The organism is Allobosea sp. 10N428, assembly GCF_056394545.1.
The window spans coordinates 190,194-210,745 of record NZ_JBFTIC010000006.1; the positions used below are offsets into that span (position 1 = coordinate 190,194).

The 20,552-nt window shown below is 66.0% G+C and carries 17 protein-coding genes; 13 read left to right on the forward strand and 4 right to left on the reverse strand.

The genetic code is table 11. From position 1 onward, the window contains the following. The first annotated feature begins 7 nt into the window (after nucleotides 1-7). From nthA to AC1DDA_RS19270, 3 genes are read left to right on the forward strand one after another with little or no spacing between them, the layout of a single operon-like run. Nucleotides 8-634 (forward strand): nitrile hydratase subunit alpha, encoded by a 627-nt coding sequence (gene nthA / locus AC1DDA_RS19260; protein WP_441511696.1) that lies wholly within the window; start codon nucleotides 8-10, stop codon nucleotides 632-634. Then, the gene (nthB, locus tag AC1DDA_RS19265) at nucleotides 631-1,290 is read left to right on the forward strand and encodes a nitrile hydratase subunit beta (RefSeq protein WP_476796969.1); all 660 of its coding nucleotides are present in this window, start codon (nucleotides 631-633) and stop codon (nucleotides 1,288-1,290) included. The genes nthA and nthB overlap by 4 nt, the downstream gene beginning before the upstream one ends. After that, nucleotides 1,277-1,660, forward strand: a complete 384-nt coding sequence (locus AC1DDA_RS19270) for a nitrile hydratase accessory protein (protein ID WP_441511694.1) — start codon at nucleotides 1,277-1,279, stop codon at nucleotides 1,658-1,660. Before nthB ends, AC1DDA_RS19270 begins: the two co-directional genes overlap by 14 nt. 107 nt (nucleotides 1,661-1,767) lie before the next feature. On the opposite strand, the gene AC1DDA_RS19275 is transcribed toward AC1DDA_RS19270, so the two are convergent. Both AC1DDA_RS19275 and AC1DDA_RS19280 read right to left on the reverse strand, forming a co-directional pair. Then, complete coding sequence (locus tag AC1DDA_RS19275) at nucleotides 1,768-2,790, reverse strand: nickel/cobalt transporter (RefSeq protein WP_476796970.1); 1,023 nt, start codon at nucleotides 2,788-2,790, stop codon at nucleotides 1,768-1,770. Next, nucleotides 2,781-3,425, reverse strand: coding sequence for a DUF1007 family protein (locus AC1DDA_RS19280; protein ID WP_476796971.1), 645 nt, complete (start codon nucleotides 3,423-3,425; stop codon nucleotides 2,781-2,783). Before AC1DDA_RS19280 ends, AC1DDA_RS19275 begins: the two co-directional genes overlap by 10 nt. A gap of 315 nt (nucleotides 3,426-3,740) precedes the next feature. Here AC1DDA_RS19280 and AC1DDA_RS19285 point away from each other — a divergent pair, with 315 nt between their 5' ends. The 10 genes from AC1DDA_RS19285 to AC1DDA_RS19330 all read left to right on the forward strand — a co-directional run bounded on the left by AC1DDA_RS19285 (nucleotide 3,741) and on the right by AC1DDA_RS19330 (nucleotide 18,051). After that, the gene (locus AC1DDA_RS19285) at nucleotides 3,741-7,298 is read left to right on the forward strand and encodes an indolepyruvate ferredoxin oxidoreductase family protein (protein WP_476796972.1); all 3,558 of its coding nucleotides are present in this window, start codon (nucleotides 3,741-3,743) and stop codon (nucleotides 7,296-7,298) included. A gap of 170 nt (nucleotides 7,299-7,468) precedes the next feature. Continuing rightward, nucleotides 7,469-8,143 carry a Crp/Fnr family transcriptional regulator gene (locus AC1DDA_RS19290; RefSeq protein WP_476796973.1) on the forward strand — a complete coding sequence of 225 codons (675 nt, stop codon included), beginning with the start codon at nucleotides 7,469-7,471 and terminating at the stop codon, nucleotides 8,141-8,143. 365 nt (nucleotides 8,144-8,508) lie between these two features. Then, nucleotides 8,509-8,814, forward strand: a complete 306-nt coding sequence (locus tag AC1DDA_RS19295) for a hypothetical protein (RefSeq protein ID WP_476796974.1) — start codon at nucleotides 8,509-8,511, stop codon at nucleotides 8,812-8,814. 331 nt (nucleotides 8,815-9,145) lie between these two features. Next, nucleotides 9,146-11,131 carry an AMP-dependent synthetase/ligase gene (locus tag AC1DDA_RS19300; RefSeq protein ID WP_441511866.1) on the forward strand — a complete coding sequence of 662 codons (1,986 nt, stop codon included), beginning with the start codon at nucleotides 9,146-9,148 and terminating at the stop codon, nucleotides 11,129-11,131. A gap of 11 nt (nucleotides 11,132-11,142) precedes the next feature. Beyond that, on the forward strand, nucleotides 11,143-11,943 hold the full coding sequence (locus AC1DDA_RS19305; protein WP_441511865.1) for an ABC transporter ATP-binding protein: 801 nt from the start codon (nucleotides 11,143-11,145) through the stop codon (nucleotides 11,941-11,943). Nucleotides 11,944-12,307: 364 nt separating this feature from the next. Further along, entirely contained in the window at nucleotides 12,308-13,222 is a 915-nt protein-coding gene (locus tag AC1DDA_RS19310) for a branched-chain amino acid ABC transporter permease (RefSeq protein ID WP_441511864.1), read from the forward strand. A gap of 13 nt (nucleotides 13,223-13,235) precedes the next feature. After that, nucleotides 13,236-14,315, forward strand: a complete 1,080-nt coding sequence (locus AC1DDA_RS19315) for a branched-chain amino acid ABC transporter permease (RefSeq protein WP_476796975.1) — start codon at nucleotides 13,236-13,238, stop codon at nucleotides 14,313-14,315. 104 nt (nucleotides 14,316-14,419) lie between these two features. Beyond that, on the forward strand, nucleotides 14,420-15,751 hold the full coding sequence (locus AC1DDA_RS19320) for an ABC transporter substrate-binding protein (protein ID WP_476779523.1): 1,332 nt from the start codon (nucleotides 14,420-14,422) through the stop codon (nucleotides 15,749-15,751). 67 nt (nucleotides 15,752-15,818) lie between these two features. Beyond that, a complete protein-coding gene (locus AC1DDA_RS19325; protein ID WP_476796976.1) occupies nucleotides 15,819-16,664 on the forward strand; it encodes an ABC transporter ATP-binding protein in 846 nt (281 codons plus the stop codon). Between the two features lie 154 nt (nucleotides 16,665-16,818). Next, nucleotides 16,819-18,051 (forward strand): phenylacetate--CoA ligase family protein, encoded by a 1,233-nt coding sequence (locus AC1DDA_RS19330; RefSeq protein WP_476796977.1) that lies wholly within the window; start codon nucleotides 16,819-16,821, stop codon nucleotides 18,049-18,051. A gap of 115 nt (nucleotides 18,052-18,166) precedes the next feature. On the opposite strand, the gene ung is transcribed toward AC1DDA_RS19330, so the two are convergent. Together ung and AC1DDA_RS19340 are read right to left on the reverse strand one after the other, a co-directional pair. Then, nucleotides 18,167-18,865 carry a uracil-DNA glycosylase gene (ung, locus tag AC1DDA_RS19335; protein ID WP_476796978.1) on the reverse strand — a complete coding sequence of 233 codons (699 nt, stop codon included), beginning with the start codon at nucleotides 18,863-18,865 and terminating at the stop codon, nucleotides 18,167-18,169. Beyond that, nucleotides 18,862-20,382, reverse strand: coding sequence for a bifunctional metallophosphatase/5'-nucleotidase (locus tag AC1DDA_RS19340; protein WP_476796979.1), 1,521 nt, complete (start codon nucleotides 20,380-20,382; stop codon nucleotides 18,862-18,864). The genes ung and AC1DDA_RS19340 overlap by 4 nt, the downstream gene beginning before the upstream one ends. Nucleotides 20,383-20,552 lie beyond the last annotated feature (170 nt).

A 20,552-nucleotide genomic window follows, 5' to 3' on the forward strand; every position in this document is an offset into this window, starting at 1 on the left:
TTTCGCCATGGGCGGACATCACCACCACGATCACGACCACCACGACAACCACTTCACCGCCATCGAAGCGCGGGTGAAGGCGCTGGAAACGCTGATGGTCGAGAAGGGCTATGTCGACCCGGCCGCGCTCGACGCCATCATCGACACCTACGAAACCAAGATCGGCCCTCGCGACGGCGCCCGCATCGTCGCCAAGGCCTGGACCGACCCGGCCTTCGCCGAGCGCCTGAAGGCGGACGGCACGGCGGCAGCGGCCGAACTCGGCTATGGCGGGCGCGGCGGCGAGCATATCGTCGCCTGCTTCAACACGCCCGAGCAGCACAACCTCATCGTCTGCACGCTCTGCTCCTGCTATCCGTGGCCAGTGCTGGGGCTGCCGCCAGTCTGGTACAAATCCCCGCCCTACCGCGCCAAGGCCGTGATCGACCCGCGCGGCACGATCGCCGATTTCGGCGTGACGCTGCCAGAGGGCCAGCGCATCCGCGTCTGGGATTCGACGGCCGAGACCCGCTTCATCGTCATCCCCATGCGCCCCGCCGGAACCGAGGGCTGGAGCGAGGAAAAGCTCGCCGGCATCGTCACGCGCGATTCGATGATCGGCACCGGTCTGCCGAAGGTGGAGGACGCCGCATGAACAGCGCCCATGATCTCGGCGGCCAGATGGCCTTCGGCCCGGTCGTTCCCGAGCCGAACGAGCCGGTCTTCCATGGCGACTGGGAAAAGCGCGTGCTCGCCATCAATGTCGCGGCCGGCGCGATGGGCGCCTGGACAATCGACGAGATCCGCCACGCCCGCGAAAGCCTGCCACCCGCACAATATCTTTCCTCGACCTATTACGAGATCTGGCTCGCCGCGCTCGACAAGGTGCTGGTCAAGCACCGCTTCGTGAGCGCCGACGAGCTCGCCAGCGGCAAGCCGGCACCCGAACGCCGCGAGCCCAAGCGCGTGCTCAAGGGCGAGGAGGTCGCCGGCGTCCTGCGCCGCGGCTTCCCCTATGAGCGCGAGGCCGCAGCGCCGGCGCGCTTCGCCGTGGGCGACAAGGTCCGCACCATCGTGATGCATCCGCAGCACCATACCCGCCTGCCGCGCTATGCCCGCGGCAAGGAAGGCGCGATCGAACGCATCGTCGGCTGCCACGTCTTCCCCGATACCGGCTCGCAGGGCCTGCCCGAGACGGCGCAGTGGCTCTACACAGTAGTGTTCACCGGTCCGGAGCTCTGGGGCCGCGACGCCGACCCGACCTCCACCGTCAGCATCGAGGCCTGGGAGAGCTATCTTGAGCCGGCCTGAGACCGATCTGGCGGCGGCTCTCGCCGCCGCCACCCCGATCCCCCGCGATGCCGAAGGCCCGGTCTTCGCCGAACCCTGGCAGGCCCAAGCCTTTGCCCTCGTCGTGGCCCTCCAGAACAGGGGCGTCTTCACGGCGGATGAATGGGCGCAGGCGCTCGGCGCGGAAATCCGCGAAGCGCTGGCGGCCGGCGGTTGCCGCGACGGCTCGGATTATTACGAGCGCTGGTGCGAGGCGCTGGAGCATTTATTGATCGAGAAGGGCCTGACCTCCCATGACGGCGTCGACGCGCTCGCCGCCGCCTGGGCCCGCGCCGCCGAGGCGACGCCGCACGGAAAGCCGATCCTGCTGGAGAATGACCCGCTGCGTTAGTTCGCCGTCATGCTCGGGCTTGACCCGAGTATCTCGGAAACCAGTGTCCTCTGGTCACAAGATTCTCGGGTCTGCGCTTCGCTCCGCCCGAGAATGACGCTAACCCCTCAGCTCCCCATCCCGCCGAGCCAGAGCCCGGTGAAAAGCGCCGTGCCCAGCACGGCGACGAAGGCGGCGGCGAGAAGTTCGAGCCCAGCAAGCAGCCGGGCCGAACGCAGGCTGCCGCCGCCAGCGAATTTCAGTGCCGCGAATTTGAAGAAGACCGCGCAGGCCGCGAGTGCTCCGGTCGTGATTGCGGTGCCCAGCGCCATGGCGAAACTCGCTGCCGCGCCGGCCCAGAACAGTCCCTGCGAGGCTGCGAAGACGAGGATGATCAGCGCCCCCGCGCAGGGGCGCAAGCCCGCCGCCAGCACGACGCCGGCCATGTCCCGCCAGCCGCTGAGCCGCGACACCTGATCGGCATCCGGCATATGGACATGGTCGCAAGCCGCCGGATCATGTGCCGCGCCTGCCTCAAGTGCGATCAAGGCTCCAGACTTGCGCCAGAGCATCAAGAGCCCGACCAGCGCCACCAGGAGGAAGCTACCTTGCTCGATCACGGTGGTCGCGGCATTCATCTGCGTCGCAGTGACCCGCAGCAGCAGCGTCGCCACCGTCACGATCGCGATGGCGACCAGTGCCTGCAGGATCGCGGCGGCAAAGCTCAGGCCCAGGCCCCGCTTCAGGCTGCGGTTGTCGGCGACGATGTAACCGGAGATCACCGCCTTGCCATGTCCCGGCCCGGCCGCATGGAAGACGCCATATCCGAAGGAAAGCCCAAGCAGCCCCCAGAGCGCGCCCGGCGCAGTCGCGATCGCCTTCAGCGCCGCCGTCAGCTCGCGGTAGAAGCTCGATTGCCAGGCGATCAGCAATGCGCCGAATCCGGTCGTGGACGGCAGCGCTTCACGCGGCAGAGCCGTGCCGAACGGGTTGCGCGGTGGTGGCGGGGGCGGCGGGCTTACGCTCGCGATCAGCATGGCGAGCAGCGTAACCACCCCCGCGACGAGGAGCAGCGCCAGCGCGCATGCCAGAAGCCGCCGCGAGAGCGCCGCACCCGCGGGGCGCGCGGTATCCGCCGGCGTCAGGGACATGCGACCAGCGCCCGTGTCGTGACTTCGAGCCCGCCGACATCCGGTGTCGCGGTGATGTCGGCCTCGGCGAGGCGCTTCTGCGTGGCATCGTCGAGCTTGGGCGGGCGGTTGACCCGCACGACGCAACCTTGCGGCGCGCCCTTGGTGACGACCGCATCCGGCGCATCGACGATGTCGAAGGCGACGAAGTAAGTGGGGTCGCCGATCTCGATACCGAAGGAGCGCGCCTTCGCCGGAGTCTTCAGCGGCAAGGTGAAGACCAGCGTCAGCACCTTGTTGTCGAAGGACATGACCTGCTCGCCCGGCGTGCCGAATTCCTGCTTGCGGCCATTGAGCTTGGCTGCGGTGAAGAACTCGACATCGGGCAGCGATTCGACATTGATCTTGGCGAGGTCTGCGAGCTCGTCCGAGCTCAGCTTGCCGTCGCCATTCTTGTCGAGCCCCTGGGTGATGTAGGCGGAGTAAGCCTCGTCGAAGCTCCAGTGATGCCGGATCGCTTGGACCGAGCCATCGGGCGCGAAGACGATTTCGGCCTTCGCATTGACGAAGACATGCGGATGCGCAGCCGCCTCGCCCGCCACGAGGGCGGCCAGCAGGAACCCGGACAGGGCTGTCAGACGGGCTCGGCACGTCACAGGCGAAAACCTCCACAGTCCCGGCACGCTGGGTGGATCATGGTTAAGCGATCGTCAACAGCCGTGACGGGCGTGCGACAACCGCAACAGCCATCCCCGCCAAACAGGGCCAAATCGCGGCGCTTCCCCAGGGACGTGCAGCGGCTGCTCCCACAAGCCCATTGGACCCCGCCGCGAAAACTGGAATGATACCAGATCAATTGACCGCCTCCGGTCGATATGTCAGCATCACTGACATATTTGCCGCAAAGACGGCGAAGCATGAGGCCGGGACTACCGGCCCGTCGGCGGGAACGACGATCCGGGAGGCCGAGCATGGCCGAGATACCGCGTAAATCCGGCACCGAGGCGGCAGCGCTGCGCCAGATCGGACTGCGCAGCGTCGCGCTCGACGACAAATACGATCTCGACAAGCGTGAGGTCTTCCTCACCGGCACGCAGGCGGTCGCCCGCATGCTGCTGATGCAGCGCGAGCGCGACCGGCAGGCCGGGCTCGACACGGCCGGCTTCGTCTCCGGCTATCGCGGCTCCCCGCTCGGCGGGCTCGACCAGCAATTGATGCGCGCGGCGAAACCCCTCAACGCGGCAAATATCGTCTTCCAGCCCGGCCTGAACGAAGACCTCGCCGCCACCGCGATCTGGGGCACGCAACAGGCCGGCCTGAGCGGCGAAGGCAAGCATGATGGCGTCTTCGCGCTCTGGTACGGTAAGGGGCCGGGCGTCGACCGCTCTGGCGACGTCTTCCGCCACGGCAACATGGCCGGCACCGACCCCAAGGGCGGCGTCATCTGCCTCATGGGCGACGACCACACGGCAGAGTCCTCTACCAACGCCCACCAGACCGAATTCGTCCTGGTCGACCGGATGATGCCGATCCTCAACCCGGCCGGGGTGCAGGAGATCATCGATTACGGCCTGCACGGCATCGCGCTCTCGCGCTTCGCCTCGGTCTGGGTCGGCATCAAATGCGTGAAGGACAACATCGAATCGACCGCCTCGATCGACGGCGCCCTCGATCGCGTCGAGATTGTCACGCCAACTGACTATGTTCCGCCGCCCGGCGGCCTCGCCATCCGCCGTGAGCTCGATTTCGTCGAGCAGGAGCGCCGGATGCATCTCTACAAGCGCGATGCGATGCTGGCCTATCTGCGCGCCAACAAGCTGAACCGCATCGTCACCCATGGCGGGAAGAAACCACGCATCGGCATCGCCACCGTCGGCAAGTCCTATCTCGACGTGCAGCAGGCGCTGGCCGATCTCGGCATCGACGAGGTCCGCGCCAATGATCTCGGCATCCGCCTGTTCAAGCTCGCCTGCCCCTGGCCGATCGACCCGGCCGAGCTGAAATCCTTCGCCAAGGGCCTCGACCTGATCATGGTGGTCGAGGAGAAGCGCTCGCTGATCGAGGTGCAGGTCCGCGAGGAGCTTTACGGCGCCAAGCACCAGCCGATGGTGATCGGCAAGAAGGACGAAAACGGCGAATGGCTCTTCCCGGTCCATGGCGCGCTCGACCCCAACGATATCGCGATCGCACTGGGCGGGCGTCTGCTCCAATATCGCGACGATCCCGCCCTGCGCGTGCGGCTGGAAGAGATCGCCAAGGCGCAAGGCCGCCTCTCCGAGGCGCAGGAGATCGCGAAGCGCACGCCCTATTTCTGTTCGGGCTGCCCGCATAATTCCTCGACCGTGGTGCCCGAGGGCTCGCGCGCCTATGCCGGGATCGGCTGCCACTACATGGTGCAGTGGATGGACCGCGACACGGCGGGCTTCACCCAGATGGGCGGCGAAGGCGCGAACTGGGTTGGCGAAGCGCCGTTCTCGAAGCGTGGCCATGTCTTCCAGAATCTCGGAGACGGCACCTACACTCATTCCGGTTCGCTCGCGATCCGCTGGGCGGTCGCGAGCGGCGTCACCCTCACCTACAAGCTGCTCTATAACGACGCCGTCGCCATGACCGGCGGACAGCAGGCGGAAGGCCATCTCTCGCCCGACCAGATGGCGCGGCAGGTCGCGGCCGAGGGCGTCGCCCGCATCGCCGTCGTCAGCGACGACCCCGGCAAATATCCGCCGGGCACGCAATGGCCGGCCGGCACGACGCTCCACCACCGCGACGAACTCGACGCCGTCCAGCGCGAACTCGCCACGGTCTCCGGCGTCTCGCTGCTGCTCTACGACCAGACTTGCGCCACCGAGAAGCGCCGCCGTCGCAAGCGGGGCGCCTACCCGGATCCGGACAAGCGCGTGATCGTCAACGAGCTGGTCTGCGAGGGCTGCGGCGATTGCGGCGTGCAGTCGAACTGCGTCTCGGTGCAGCCGCTCGAAACCGAATTCGGCCGCAAGCGTCAGATCGACCAGTCCAACTGCAACAAGGACTTTTCCTGCGTGAAGGGCTTTTGCCCGTCCTTCGTCACGGTCCATGGCGCCAAGCCGAAAAAGGCCGATCCGCTCAGGCTCGACGCCTCGGCGCTCGGCGAGTCCGAACTGCCCGAGCCTGTCGTACCGGCGCTCGACCGCAGCTTCGCGGTGATCGTGACCGGCGTCGGCGGCACCGGCGTCGTCACCATCGGCGCGATCCTGGGCATGGCCGCTCATCTCGAAGGCAAGGGCTGCGGCATGATCGACATGGCCGGCCTCGCCCAGAAGGGCGGCGCCGTCTTCAGCCACGTCAAGCTCGCGCCGCATCCGGACGACATCCATGCCATCCGCGTCGCCGCCGGTCAGGCCGACCTCGTCCTCGGCTGCGACCTCACCGTCACCGGCTCGAAGAAGGTGCTCGGCGCGATCCGCCCCGAGCGCGGCACGGTCATCGTCAACACCGCCGAGAGCCTGCCCGGCGATTTCACCCGAAACGCCGATTTCTCTTTGCCGACCGAGCGGCTGAAGCGCGCGATCCTGTCGGCTGCCGGCCGCGACCAGACGCATTTCCTCGACGCCACCGCCGCTGCGGTGGCCTTCCTCGGCAATGCCATCGCCGCCAACATGTTCATGCTCGGCCATGCCTGGCAGCTCGGCGCCGTCCCGCTCTCCCGCGAAGCGCTGCTCCGGGCGATCGAACTCAACGGCGAAGCCGTCGCCATGAACCGGCAGGCCTTCGAACTCGGCCGCCGCGCCGCGCATGATCCGCAGGCGCTGGCCGGGCTCCTCTCGCAGAGCAAGGCGGCGACACCGGCCCGCCAGCTTTCGCAGACGCTCGACGAGATCATCGAGCGCCGCGTCGCCTTCCTTACCGCCTATCAGAATGCGGCTTATGCGGCGCGCTACCGCCATCTCGTCGCCCGCGTGCAGACGCGGGAAGCGGCGGTCACACCCGGCCAGACCGCGCTGAGCGAAGCCGTTGCCCGCAACCTCTTCAAGCTGATGGCCTTTAAGGACGAGTACGAAGTCGCGCGGCTCTACAGCGACGGCGCCTTCCGCAAGCAGGTCGCCGCGACCTTTGAAGCAGGAGGAAATCACGGCAAGCCGCTGCGCTATGAGTTCCATCTCGCGCCACCTTTGCTGGCGAGGCGCGACCCCAACACGGGCCTGCCACGCAAGATGAGCTTCGGCCCGTGGATGATGGGGGCCTTTTCCGTACTGGCGAAGTTCAGGCGCCTGCGCGGTACGGCCTTCGACCTCTTTGGCTATACGGAAGAACGTCGCACCGAGCGCCGGCTTGTTGCGGATTACGAGGCGCTGTTGAACGAGCTGCTGCCCAAGCTCGCACCCGAGAACCACGCGCTTGGCGTGGCGTTGGCCGCAATCCCGGAGAAAATCCGCGGCTTCGGACACGTGAAGGAACGGCATCTCAAGGCGGCGAAGGCGGAAGAGGCGACGCTGCTGGCACAGTTGCGCGAGGGCGGCTCCGCCCCTGCCTTGCCGCAGGCCGCAGAATAAGCTGGCACGAGTCCCGCTTCGTCATGCTCGGGCTTGACCCGAGCATCTCGTGATAGGAAGGCTCAGGAGCCTCTTCCTGAAGGAGATTCTCGGGTCTACGCTTCGCTTCGCCCGAGAATGACGCCACGCCGCCCGAAGCCTATCTCTCGCCAACCCGGATCACCGCCACCTTGATCAGCCCCGAGGAACTGCGTGCCATCGCCTCATGGTCCCATGACCTGTCGGACGACGAGTTCGACGAGGCGCGGCGCGGCATCTCCTTCAAGAGCTATGGCAAGGGCGCCTCGATCTGCCATGTCGGGGACCGGCTGGAATCCTGGACCGGCGTGGCCGAAGGGCTGGTCAAGATGGCGACCACCTCCAAATCCGGCAAATCCGCCACGCTTGCCGGCCTGCGCGCCGGTGCCTGGTTCGGCGAGGGTACTGTGATCAAGGCCGAACCGCGCCGCTACGAATTGGTGGCGCTGCGTGAGTCCCGGATCGCTTTGATGCGCCGGTCGACCTTTCTCTGGCTGTTCGAGCATTCGGCAGCCTTCAACCGCTTCCTCGTCCACCAGTTCAACGAGCGCCTCGCCCAGTTCATCTCGCTCGCCGAGACGGAGCGCACGCTCGATTCCACGGGGCGACTCGCCCGCAACCTCGCCTGGCTGTTCAACCCGATCCTCTATCCCGATCTCGGCCGCACGCTGGCGGTCTCGCAGGAGGAGCTCGGCATGCTCGCCGGCATCTCGCGCCAGATGGCCAATCAGGGCCTGGCCAAGCTCGCCGATCTCGGCCTGATCGAATTGGGCCATGGCAGCATTACCATCCGCGACCTCGACAAGCTCGCCCGCTACGAAGGTTGAGGGTTCTCGAAAGGGCACCAAATCGCATCTCGCGCGTTGCCTTTCCCGAACAGCCCTGTGCTGAGAAAGGAAGTTTCGAGATGTTTGGCTTCTTCGATCTGTTCATGAAGCGGGTCAACGACCAGGCGGCCGAATACGCCGCCGCTCAATCGGACATCGCCCGGCGAGTCTGGGGCGATTGGGCCGACCCCTTCCAAATCCTCCAGCCGGTCAAAGTGAGTGTCGATCGCCGTGCAAGCCCGGGGACGCCGCGCCGCGTCCAAGCCGGAAGGCGAGGGCCTTTCTGAACGGCAGCCGACCTGCCCGTTCAGGCTTCATTGGGTCCGTTCCAGGTCCAATGAGGCACATCGACTGAAGGAGAGACCATGCGTAGAATTTTGATGGCCGCCGGCCTCGCTCTGGCTGCGATCGCGGCCACGCCGGCCAGCGCCGCACCGCACGCCATTCCACAGGCCGAGGCGTTGAACCGGCTGCCCGCCGAATATACCCGCCACACCCGCGAACACCGCGAATGGGAAATCCAGCGGAACATGGAGCGGCAGCACAGGCGCGACTCTTACCGCCACGGGCGCGGCTATGATCGCGGCCACCACTACGGCCGGCGCTATGGCGGCCCACCGCCGCATGCTCCGGCCCACGGCTACCGCCGGAACCACTATCACCGCTACTGACCGCTTCGCCACGATCTCGATCGGCCCGCAGCTCACCCGAGTTGCGGGCCGTTTTTTTGCGTAAGACTTTCGTCCCAGGCACAGGATCACGTCGCCACGCCGTGCGGCAACAGCCCAAAATCCATAGCGGCAAAAAGGAAATCCGAGCGAAAACCGGCGCAGTGCGCCAATGATCAAACCTCGGCGGGACAATATTCACAAAAAGGCGAATTGTCTGTCAAGCGCCTCCTTGCGAAGATCGTGCCCGGCTGCAACTTTGCATGACAACGAGACCGGGAACCGGCTCACAGGAAGTCGCCACGACGCATGGCGGCTCGTCAGGGAGAACGCAATCGTGGCAAGCGGCACCGCCGGCCAGGCGGATACCTTTCCGAAATTGCTGTTGCGCAACGCGAAAGAGCGCGCCTCGCGCGTCGCCTTCCGCCACAAGGACCTCGGCATCTGGCAGTCCTGGAACTGGGCGGAGGTGGCTGCCCATGTCCGCAACTTCGCCAAGGGGCTGCAGGATCTCGGGCTGAAACGCGGCGAGAAGGTCGCGATCATCGGCTACAACAGGCCGAAGCTGTACTGGTCGATGTGCGCCGCGCAGTGGATTGGCGCGATCCCGGTGCCGGTCTATGCCGACGGCGTCGCCGAGGAGATGGCCTATGTCCTCGACCATGCCGAGGCGGTCTTCGCCGTGGTGCAGGACCAGGAGCAGGTCGACAAGCTGCTCTCGATCGCCGATCGCCTGCCGCATCTCAGGCACATGCTCTATGACGAGCCGCGGGGTTTGCGCGACTACGACCACAGCAAGCTCCACGCCATCGAGACGGTGATCGCGGCCGGCGCCAAGGCGCTGCAGGATCCCCAAGTCGAGGCCGCGCTCGCCCGCGAGATGGAGCAAGGCAAGGGCGCCGACCTCGGCATCATCCTCTACACCTCCGGCACCACCGGGCGGCCCAAGGGCGTGATGCTGAGCCACTACAACGTCATCGTCGCCGCCGAGATCGGCTGCGGCTTCGACGGGCTCAACGAGAGCGACGAGGTCATCGCCTATCTGCCGATCGCCTGGGTCGGCGACCACGTCTTCTCCTATGCGCAGGCGATGCTGGCCGGCTTCTGCGTCAACTGCCCGGAAGGCCCGGAAACCGTCATCGACGACCGCCGCGAGGTCGGCACCACCTACGCCTTCGCCCCGCCGCGCGTCTTCGAGAACATGCTGACCATCACCATGGTGCGCATGGAGGATGCCGGCGCGCTGAAGCGCCGGATGTTCCACTACTTCCTCGACGTCGCGAAGCGCTATGGCGAGAAGATTCTGAACGGGGAGAGCGTGCCATTGAAGGGCCGCCTGCTCTACCGGCTCGGCGACATGCTGGTCTACGGCCCGCTGCGCAACCGCTTCGGCCTGACCAATATCAAGGTCGGCTATACCGCCGGCGAGGCGATCGGCCCCGAGCTCTTCCGGTTCTACCGCTCGATCGGCGTCAACCTGAAGCAGCTCTACGGCCAGACCGAGGCCGGCGTCTACATCACCATGCAACCCAATGGCGAGATCAAAGCCGATACGGTCGGCAAGCCCGCGCCGCTGGTCGAGATCCGCATCGATGACAATGGCGAGGTGCTCTACCGCTCGCCCTCTATCTTCGGCGGCTACTACAAGGACCCCGACAAGACCGCCGAGACGATGACCGCCGACGGTTATGTCCGCTCCGGCGATGCCGGCTTCTTCGACGAGGGCGGACACCTGAAGATCATCGACCGCGCCAAGGACGTCGGCAAGCTCAACAGCGGCGACCTCTTCCCGCCGAAATACATCGAGAACAAGCTGAAGTTCTATCCGAACATCAAGGAGGTCGTGGCCTTCGGGCAGGGCCGCGACTACGCCACCGTCGCGCTCAACATCGACCTCACGGCCGTCGGCAACTGGGCCGAGCGCAACAACGTGGTCTATGCGTCCTATCAGGAGCTCGCCGGCCACGACCTCGTCTACGACATGATCTCCAAGCACGTCGACGAGGTGAACCGCTCACTCGCCAGCGAGCCGATGATGGGCGGCGCCCAGATCAAGCGCTTCCTCATTCTGCACAAGGAGCTCGACGCCGATGACGGCGAATTGACCCGCACCCAGAAGGTCCGGCGCGGCTTCATCGCCGAGCGCTACGCGCCGCTGGTCACCGCGCTCTACGACGGCTCGGACGCCGCCGACATCTCCACGGAAGTGACCTTCGAGGACGGCCGCAAGGGCGTGATCTCGGCCCGCGTCAAGGTGCGCGACGCCAAGATCTATCCGGTGGCCGTGCAGGAGGCGCCGGCAGCGGCGAAGGCGGCATGAACGCGGAGCCGATGAACGTGACGGGCACCCCCATCCGCGACAAGGGCGAAGTCCTGCTCTCGGTCGAGAACATCTCGCTGCGCTTCGGCGGCGTGAAGGCGATCACCGATGTCTCCTTTGACATCCGCAAGGGCGAGATCCGCGCCATCATCGGCCCCAACGGCGCCGGCAAGACCTCGATGCTCAACTGCATCAACGGCTTCTACCAGCCGCAGGAGGGCCAGATCGTCTTCAAGGGCGAGCGCCGCGCCAAGATGCGCCCGCATCGCGCCGCCGCGGGCGGCATCGCCCGCACCTTCCAGAACGTCGCGCTGTTCAAGGGCATGTCGACGCTCGACAACATCATGACCGGCCGCACCCTCAAGATGAAGAAGGGCTTCTTCTGGCAGGCGCTGCGCCACGGCCCGGCGATGCAGGAGGAGATCGCGCATCGCCGTGTCGTCGAGGACATCATCGACTTCCTGCAGATCGAGCACATCCGCAAATTGCCGGTCGGCAAGCTGCCCTACGGCCTGCAGAAGCGCGTCGAGCTCGGCCGTGCGCTCGCCATGGAGCCTGAGTTGCTGCTGCTCGACGAGCCGATGGCCGGCATGAACCTCGAGGAGAAGGAGGACATGTGCCGCTTCATCCTCGACGTGAACAACCAGTTCGGCACGACCATCGCCCTGATCGAGCACGATATGGGCGTGGTCATGGACCTTTCCGACCGGGTCGTCGTCCTCGAATACGGCCGCAAGATCGCCGACGGCACGCCCGACGAGGTCAAGGCGAACCAGAAGGTCATCGACGCCTATCTGGGAGTGGCGCACTGATGGCTGTGATCCTGCAACGTTTCGACGAAAACGCGCGGGGAACCCCTCTCCCGGATGGGAGAGGGGCAGGGGTGAGGGCCTGCCGCCTATCCAGCAAGCGCAGCGGCACCGCTACGGCCTTCAACTTCGAGGGCGGGCCCTCATCCCTGCCCTTCTCCCAGACGGGAGAAGGGTTCCCCGCGCCCTTCAATCAGAGGTTTCGGCCATGAGCGACATCGCCACCCGCGCGGCGCCGAACCTGCTCGCCAGCCCGCTGGTCAAGTTCGGGCTCATCCTCGCCGCCATCGTCGCCGCGCTCGCTATCGGTGTCCGGCTCGATTCCACCAACACGCTCTACGCGATCTTCGTCGACCCGTTCCAGCAGATGGTCCAGGCGCCCGACCTGCTGGTGCAGACGATCTGGGAGGGGCTCGTCTCGGGCGTGCTCTATGCCCTGATCGCACTCGGCTTCGTGCTGATCTTCAAGGCCTCGGGCGTGTTCAACTTCGCCCAGGGCATCATGGTGGTGTTCGCGGCGCTGACGCTGGTCGGCCTCTACGAGAAGGGCGTGCCGGCCTTCCTCGCCGTCATCATCACGCTCGGCGTCATGTTCGCGCTTGCCGTCACCATCGAGCGCGTGGTGCTGCGTCCGCTGGTCAACCAGCCTGACATCATCCTGTTCATGGCGACATTCGGCATCACCTATTTCCTCATCGGCTTTGGCGAAGCACTCTTCGGCGGCAATCCCAAGCAGATGATCGCCGAGCAGCTCTACCTGCCCAAGGGCGCCATTGACCTGCAGATTCTCGGCGGGCTGGTCTCGCTGCAGAAGATCGACATCGCCGCGGCGGTCATCGCCTCGCTGATGATCGCGCTGCTCGCCGCCTTCTTCCAGTACACCCGCATCGGAAGAGCCCTGCGGGCGGTGGCCGACAGCCACAAGGCGGCGCTTTCGGTCGGCATTTCGCTCAACCAGATCTGGGTGATCGTCTGGTTCACCGCCGGCATCGTCGCGCTGATCACCGGCATCATGTGGGGCGCGCGCTCGGACGTCTCCTTTGCGCTCGAGATCGTCGCGCTGAAGGCCCTGCCGGTGCTGATCCTCGGCGGCTTCACCTCGATCCCCGGCGCCATCGTCGGCGGCCTGATCATCGGCATCGGCGAGAAGCTCGGCGAGTTCTACTGGGGCCCGCTGGTCGGCGGCGGCATCGAGAGCTGGCTCGCCTATTTCATCGCGCTGGGCTTCCTGCTGTTCAGGCCGCAGGGCCTGTTCGGCGACAAGATCATCGAACGCATCTGAGGAGCCGGACAACATGTTCTACCGTGAGGCCGGCCAGTACAAATCCAGCTACGCCGCCGACATGGCCGTCTTCCCGCTCCGGGAAGATCGGATCGGCATCGCCGTCATCCTGGCGATCGCTCTCGTCGCGATCCCCTTCCTCGGCAGCGACTTCTTCATCGCCTCGGTGATGATCCCCTTCCTCGTCCTCTCCCTTGCGGCGATCGGGCTCAACATCCTCACCGGCTATACCGGGCTGATCTCGCTCGGCACCGCCGCCTTCATGGGTGTCGGCGCCTATGCCTGCTACAAGCTGACCACCTTCTTCCCGAACGTGAACATCATCGTCCTGATCCTGCTGTCAGGGCTGTTCTCGGCCGGCATCGGCGTGCTCTTCGGCCTGCCCTCGTTGCGCATCAAGGGCTTCTATTTGGCCGTGGCCACGCTCGCCGCGCAGTTCTTCCTGCAATGGGCTTTCGTCCGTGTTCCCTGGCTGTTCAACTACAATGCCTCGGGTGCGATCGAGGTGCCGCAGCGCACCCTCTTCGGCCTGCCGCTCACCGGCGCGGCCGCCACGCCCGAGACGCGCTATTTCGTCTGCCTCGGCCTCGTCGTCGTGCTGACCTGGTTCGCCTCGAACATCGTTCATGGCAAGCTGGGACGCTCCTGGATGGCCGTGCGCGACATGGACATCGCCGCCGAGCTCATGGGCATCAAGCTGCTCAACGCCAAGCTGATGGCCTTCGCGGTCTCCTCATATTTCTGCGGCGTCGCCGGGGCGATGATGATCTTCCTCTGGTACGGCGGCGGCGAAGCGGCGGACGTCTTCTCGATCCGCCTCTCGTTCAACATCCTGTTCATGGTCATCATCGGCGGCCTTGGCTCGCTGATCGGCTCCTTCTTCGGCGCGGCCTTCTTGTCGATCCTGCCGACCGCGCTGAAGTTCGGCCTGCCGGCGCTCGGCGTCCCGATCGGCGGTGCGGCAGCCGAGCACGTCACCTTCATGCTCGTCGGCGCGCTGATCATAATCTTCCTGATCGTCGAGCCGCACGGCCTCGCCCGGCTCTGGCAGATCGGCAAGCAGAAATTGCGGACGTGGCCTTTCCCCTACTGAGGCTCGGGGACGGACCCAAGAAACGACCGGCGACGCTGAAGCGCCGGCGCTTAAAGACCGATCCGGCATCAGTCTGGTCGGGAGGAAACGAACGGAGGAAGTCCATGAAGACCAGCATTCTGATGAAGGGGGCGGCTCTGGGCGCCCTACTCTCCGCTGCCGGGGCAATCGTTCCGGCCGCGGCGCAGGACAGCGTCTACTTCGCCAACAACGCCTATCGCACCGGCCCGTTCTCCGGATCGGGCATCCCGATCGGCGACGGCATGCGCGACTACATCACGATGATCAACGAGCGTGACGGCGGCGTGAACGGCGTCAAGGTCATCTACGAGGAGTGCGAGACCGGCTACGACACCAAGAAGTCGATCGAGTGCTACGAGCAGGCGAAAGCGAAGAACACCATCGTCTATTCGCCCTGGTCGACCGGCGCGACGCTGGCCGCGATCCCGCGCGCCCATGTCGACAAGATCCCGATCCTGTCGATGGCCTATGGCCTGTCCGCCTCGGCCGATGGCACGAACTTCCCCTGGGTCTTCATTCCGCCCTTCACCTATTGGGACGGCGCCTCCGTCATGGTGAAGCACATGGCGGCCGAGCTCGGCGGCCTCGACAAGCTCAAGGGCAAGAAGCTCGGCCTGATCCATCTCGATGCGCCCTTCGGCAAGGAGCCGATTCCGGTGCTCGAGAACCTCGCCAAGAAATACGGCTTCGAGGTCAAGCTCTATCCGGTGGCGGCAGCCGACATGCAGAACCAGGGCTCGCTCTGGCTCTCGATCCGCCGTGACCGGCCGGACTTCCTCTACAACCAGGGCTGGGGCGCGATGAACCCCACCGCGGTCAAGGAAGCGGCCAAGAACAACTTCCCGATGAACAAGATGGTCGGCGTCTGGTGGGCCGGCGGCGACGACGACGCGCGTGCCGGCGGCGAGCAGGCCAAGGGCTACAAGTCGCTGAGCTGGACGCTGAGCGGCACCGAAGCACCCGCGATGCAGGACATCCTCAAACTCGTGGTCGACAAGGGCAAGAGCACGACGCCGAAGGAGAAGGTCGGCGAGGCCCTCTACAACCGCGGCGTCTACAACGCGATGCTCGTGGTCGAGGGCATCCGCAACGCGCAGAAGCTCACCGGCAAGAAGGTGATCGACGCGCAGGACATGCGCCGCGGTCTCGAATCCCTGAACCTCACCGACGCCCGCCTGAAGGAGATCGGTCTCGGCGGCTTCGTCACGCCGACCACCATCTCCTGCACCGACCACTCCGGCCACAGCAAGATGTTCGTCTCGCAGTGGGACGGCACCAAGTGGGTCAAGGGCGGCGACTGGGTCGAGCCGATGAAGGACGAGGTCCGTCCGCTGATCGAGACCAACGCCAAGGACTATGTCGAGAAGGCCGGCAACTGGCCGAAGCGCTCCGAGTCCTGCGAAAAGTCGTCCTGATCTGACGACGGCCGGCGGCGGGCTCCCGCCGCCGGCACCCCTTTTTGCCGATTGCCGGGAGAGGCCGATGTCGACCGCCACCCTCGAGAAACCAGCCGCAGCGACCGCGAGCGACACGATCCTGTCGCTCAACAATATCGAGGTCATCTACGACCATGTCGTGCTGGTGCTGAAGGGCGTCTCGCTCACCGTTCCGCGCGCCGGCATCGTCGCGATCCTCGGCGCGAACGGCGCCGGCAAAACCACGACGCTGAAGGCGATCTCGAACCTGCTGAAAGCCGAGCGCGGCGAGGTCACCAAGGGCTCGATCGTCTTCGACGGCGAGCGCGTCGACAAGCTCTCCCCCAACGAGCTCGTCAAACGGGGCTGTATCCAGGTGATGGAAGGCCGGCACTGCTTTGGCCATCTCTCGATCGAGGAGAACCTGCTGACCGGCGCCTTCACCCGCCGCGACGGCAACGCCGCGATCAAGCGCGACCTCGAGAAGATCTACACGCTGTTCCCACGCCTCAAGCAGCGCCGGACCTCGCAGGCTGGCTACACCTCCGGCGGTGAGCAGCAGATGTGCGCCATCGGCCGGGCGATGATGTCGAACCCGAAGATGATCCTGCTCGACGAGCCCTCGATGGGGCTCGCCCCCCAGATCGTCGAGGAGATTTTCGAGATCGTACGCCGGCTCAACGCCGATGAAGGAGTTTCCTTCCTCGTCGCCGAGCAGAACACCAACATGGCGCTGCGCTACGCCACCTATGGCTACATCATGGAGACCGGCCGCGTCGTCATGGACGGTGAAGCCCGGATGCTGCGCGAGAATGAGGATGTGAAGGAGTTCTACCTGGGCGTCGCCGAGGGCAACAAGAAGTCCTTCCGCGAGGTGAAGAGCTACAAGCGCCGCAAGCGCTGGCTGTCGTGAAAGCTTATCCCGCAAGCCCTCATCCTGAGGAGCCGCGGAGCGGCGTCTCGAAGGATGCTCCAGGAAGCTCCGGAACCATCGGGAGCGTCCTTCAAGACGCCGCTTCGCTTGCTCCTCAGGATGAGGGCTTTTCCCTTATGAACGAGACATCGCCATGACCGAGCATTACGACGCGCTCGAAACCCGCTCGCCCGGGGAGCGCGAGGCCGATCTCTTCGCGCGGCTGCCGAAGCTGATCGCCGCCGCCATCGAAGCCCCCGCCTATGCCGAGCGGCTGCACGGCATCGACCCCGCCTCCGTAACGAGCCGCTCGGCACTGGTGCGCCTGCCGGTTTTGCGCAAGGCCGACTTGCCGGCGCTCCAGAAGCAGGCGCTGCCCTTCGGCGGCTTCGTTCCGGCCCCGACAGGCTCCTTCGGCCGTCTCTTCACCTCGCCCGGCCCCATCTTCGAGCCGGAGGGGACCGACCGCGACGCCTGGAACGCCGCGCGCGGCCTCCACGCCGCCGGCTTCCGGCCGGGCGATATCGTCCTGAATACGCTGAGCTATCACCTGACGCCCGGCGGCTTCATCATGGACTCGGCCGCTCGCGCCATCGGCTGCGCCGTGATCCCGGCGGGACCCGGCAATACCGAGCAGCAGATGGAGGTGATCTCCGCCTATCGGCCGAGCGCCTATCTGGGTACGCCGGACTTCCTCAAGATCCTGATCGAGGCGGCGGATGCGCGCGGCGTCGACATCTCCTCGATCAAGCGCGCCGTCGTCTCCGGTGCAGCCTTCCCGCCCTCGCTGCAGGCATTGGTGAAAGCGCGGGGCATCGACGCCTATCAGCTCTATGCCACCGCCGATGTCGGCGTCATCGCCTATGAGACATCGGCCCGCGAGGGCATGGTGCTGAACGAGAACCTGATCGTCGAGATCGTCCGCCCCGGCACGGGCGATCCCGTCCCCGAGGGCGAGGTCGGCGAGGTCGTCATCACCAATCTCGACCCGCATCACCCGCAGATCAGGCTCGCCGTCGGCGATCTCACAGCCGTCCTGCCGGGGCTCAGTTCCTGCGGGCGCAGCAACACCCGTATCAGGGGCTGGATGGGCCGCGCCGACCAGACCGCCAAGATCAAGGGCATGTTCGTGCGCCCGGAGCAGGTCGCCGAAATCGCCAAGCGTCATGCCGAGATCGCCAAGCTCAGGCTCGTCGTCGGCCGGGCCAACGAAACCGATACCATGACCCTCAAGGCCGAGATCTACGCCGAGCCGGCCGGTTTCGTCGACGCGGTCTCTTCAACCTTGCAGCAGGTGACGAAGCTGAAGGGTGCAGTCGAAATCCTGCCGCTCGGCGCGCTGCCCAATGACGGCAAAGTCATCGCTGACGAACGGCCGGTGGGGTGAACTCCCCCGTCATTCTCGGGCGAAGCAAAGCTTCGACCCGAGAATCTCTTACAGGATAAGGCGCCCCTCCGTCCTGAGATGCTCGGGTCAAGCCCGAGCATGACGCTGAAGTCCCTTACCAATCGATCGGCCTCTCTCCCTGCCCCTCCAGCCACTCATTCGTCCGGCTGAATGGCTTGGAGCCGAAGAAGCCGCGCCGCGCCGACAGCGGCGAAGGGTGAGCGCTGGCAATGACGAGATGCCGGCTCTCATCGATCAACGGCCGCTTCAACTGCGCCGGCGCGCCCCAGAGCAGGAAGACGGCATGGGGCCGCTCCCGCGAGACGGCCGCGATCACCGCATCCGTGATCTTCGCCCAGCCGAGCGAAAGGTGCGAGCCGGCCTTGCTGGCCCCTTCCCGTACCGTCAGCGCCGTGTTGAGCAGCAGCACGCCCTGCTTGGCCCAGCGCGTCAGATCGCCATCCGCAGGCGCGGGCTCGCCCAGATCCTCGGCCCGCTCCTTGTAGATATTGACCAGCGAGCGCGGCAGCGGCGGCGGGCCGACATAGGAGAAGGCGAGCCCGTTGGCATGGCCCGGCGTCGGATAGGGGTCCTGCCCGAGAATGACGGCGCGGACCGCGTCGAGCGGCGTCAGCGCCAGCGCGGCGAAGACCCGCTCGGGCGCCGGCGCGACGACATGCCCGGTCGCCCGTTCGGCATCGACGGCCGCGCAGGCGCGCGTCGCATCGCCGCCACCAGCGAAGACCGGCAGGTCACGCCAGCCCCTCGACGCTCCGCTCGCCAGGAAGGTCGCGAGCGCCTCGGTGCAGCTCACTTCAGGACGGCCCGGCCCTCGACCTTGGCATCGACGGTGCCGAGCCGGCGCACATAGACCATCACCTCATTGGCCATCAGCTTGCCGTCGGTGAGACCGAGCAGCGTCCGGCCGCGACCGAGCGCCGTGTAGCCGTCGCCGCCCTCCAGCATGAAGTTGTTCGAAGCGACCGTATATTTGGCCGCGGGATCGATCGGCTTGCCGTCGACCGTGACCGTGGTGACGCGCGAGCCCTGCGGCTGCTTCAGGTCGGCCTCGAATGTGAGGCCGGACACCACGGGGAAGCGTCCGGCACCCTGCGGGGCGTCGCGCAAGCCGTTCTCGATCGCATCCTTTACGTCCCTGCCGGTGATCTCGACCATCACCGTGGCATTGCCGAAGGGCAGTTCGCTCAGCACGTCGCGGCGGGTCAGCTTCTGCCCGGCGGCATATTGCTTATTGGCCCGGATGCCGCCGGCGTTGGTGATGGCGAGCTGGGCGCCGGTCGCGGCGCGGATCGCGTCGGCGATCAGGTTGCCGATCGCGGTCTCCTGCGTGCGGATGACGCCGGTGCGGGAATCCAGCGGGACGGCCAGCGTGGCGATGTCGACGTCGAGCTCCTTCGACAGCTCGCCCTCATAGCCCTTCACGATGGCGGCGACGTCAGGATCAGGCGTCGCCGAGCGGGAATCGTTGACGCGGAAGGTCGGCGTCCACGACACCTGCCGCGCCGCGCCTTCGCCCTTGACGCTGACGGCGATGTCAATGGCAGTGACGTAATTGCCCTCCTCATTCGACTCGACCATCACCACCTTGCCGTCATAGGCGATCGCGAGGTCGTGGTCGTGGCCGGTCAGCACGATGTCGACGACGCGCGAGCGAACGATCTCGTAATCCATCGCCCGGTCGGCATGGACGACGGCGACGAGGATATCGGCGCCTTGCCCCTTCAGCGCTTTGGCCTCGCGGCGCAGCGCCTCCATCGTCGAGGAAAATTTCAGGTCGCCGGGGTTGGAGAGCTGCGGCGTCGGATCGAAGGTCGTGCCGATCACGCCGACCTTGATGCCGCCGAGCTCGAAGATCTGCGAATCCTTGTGGTGCGGCAGCACATTGCCGCCGGCATCGCGCAGATTGGCGGCGAAGGTCGGATAGGTCTGGGCCGCCGTCAGCTTGAGATAGTTCTCCTTGCCGAAGTCGAATTCATGGTTGCCGGGCACGAAGACGTCGATGCCCATCTTGTTCTGCATCGCGACGATATGCGCGCCCTGGTCGAAGCCCGACATCAGCGAGGGCGAGTAGCAATCGCCGGCATGGCAGAAAAGCACCGGCACGCCCTTGGCCCGCTCGGCCTTGGCGATGCCGGAGGCGCGCGCGAAGCCGCCGCGCCCCTTGTCGTCGCTCATCTTGTAGATGTCGTTGACGAGCAGCAGCGTGAAGCTCGGCGCCGGTTGCTGCGCCATCGCCACGGGCGCGGTCGCGGCGAGCGTCGCTGGCGCCGCCAGGACGCCGAGAGCCTTGCGGCGGGTGAGCTTTGTCATGGCGGGCGCCCCTCAGGTCTTAAGAACGGCTCCAGACTAGCAAGAGTTCAGCCGCAGTGACCAGAGGGCAGACCGGCCCGAACAGCGGTTGTCGGTAGTGTCGCACCTTGCTCTTCGACAGGCATCCAGGCTGGACGAAAGCGCGAACTCGTCTAAATCACGAGGCTAAG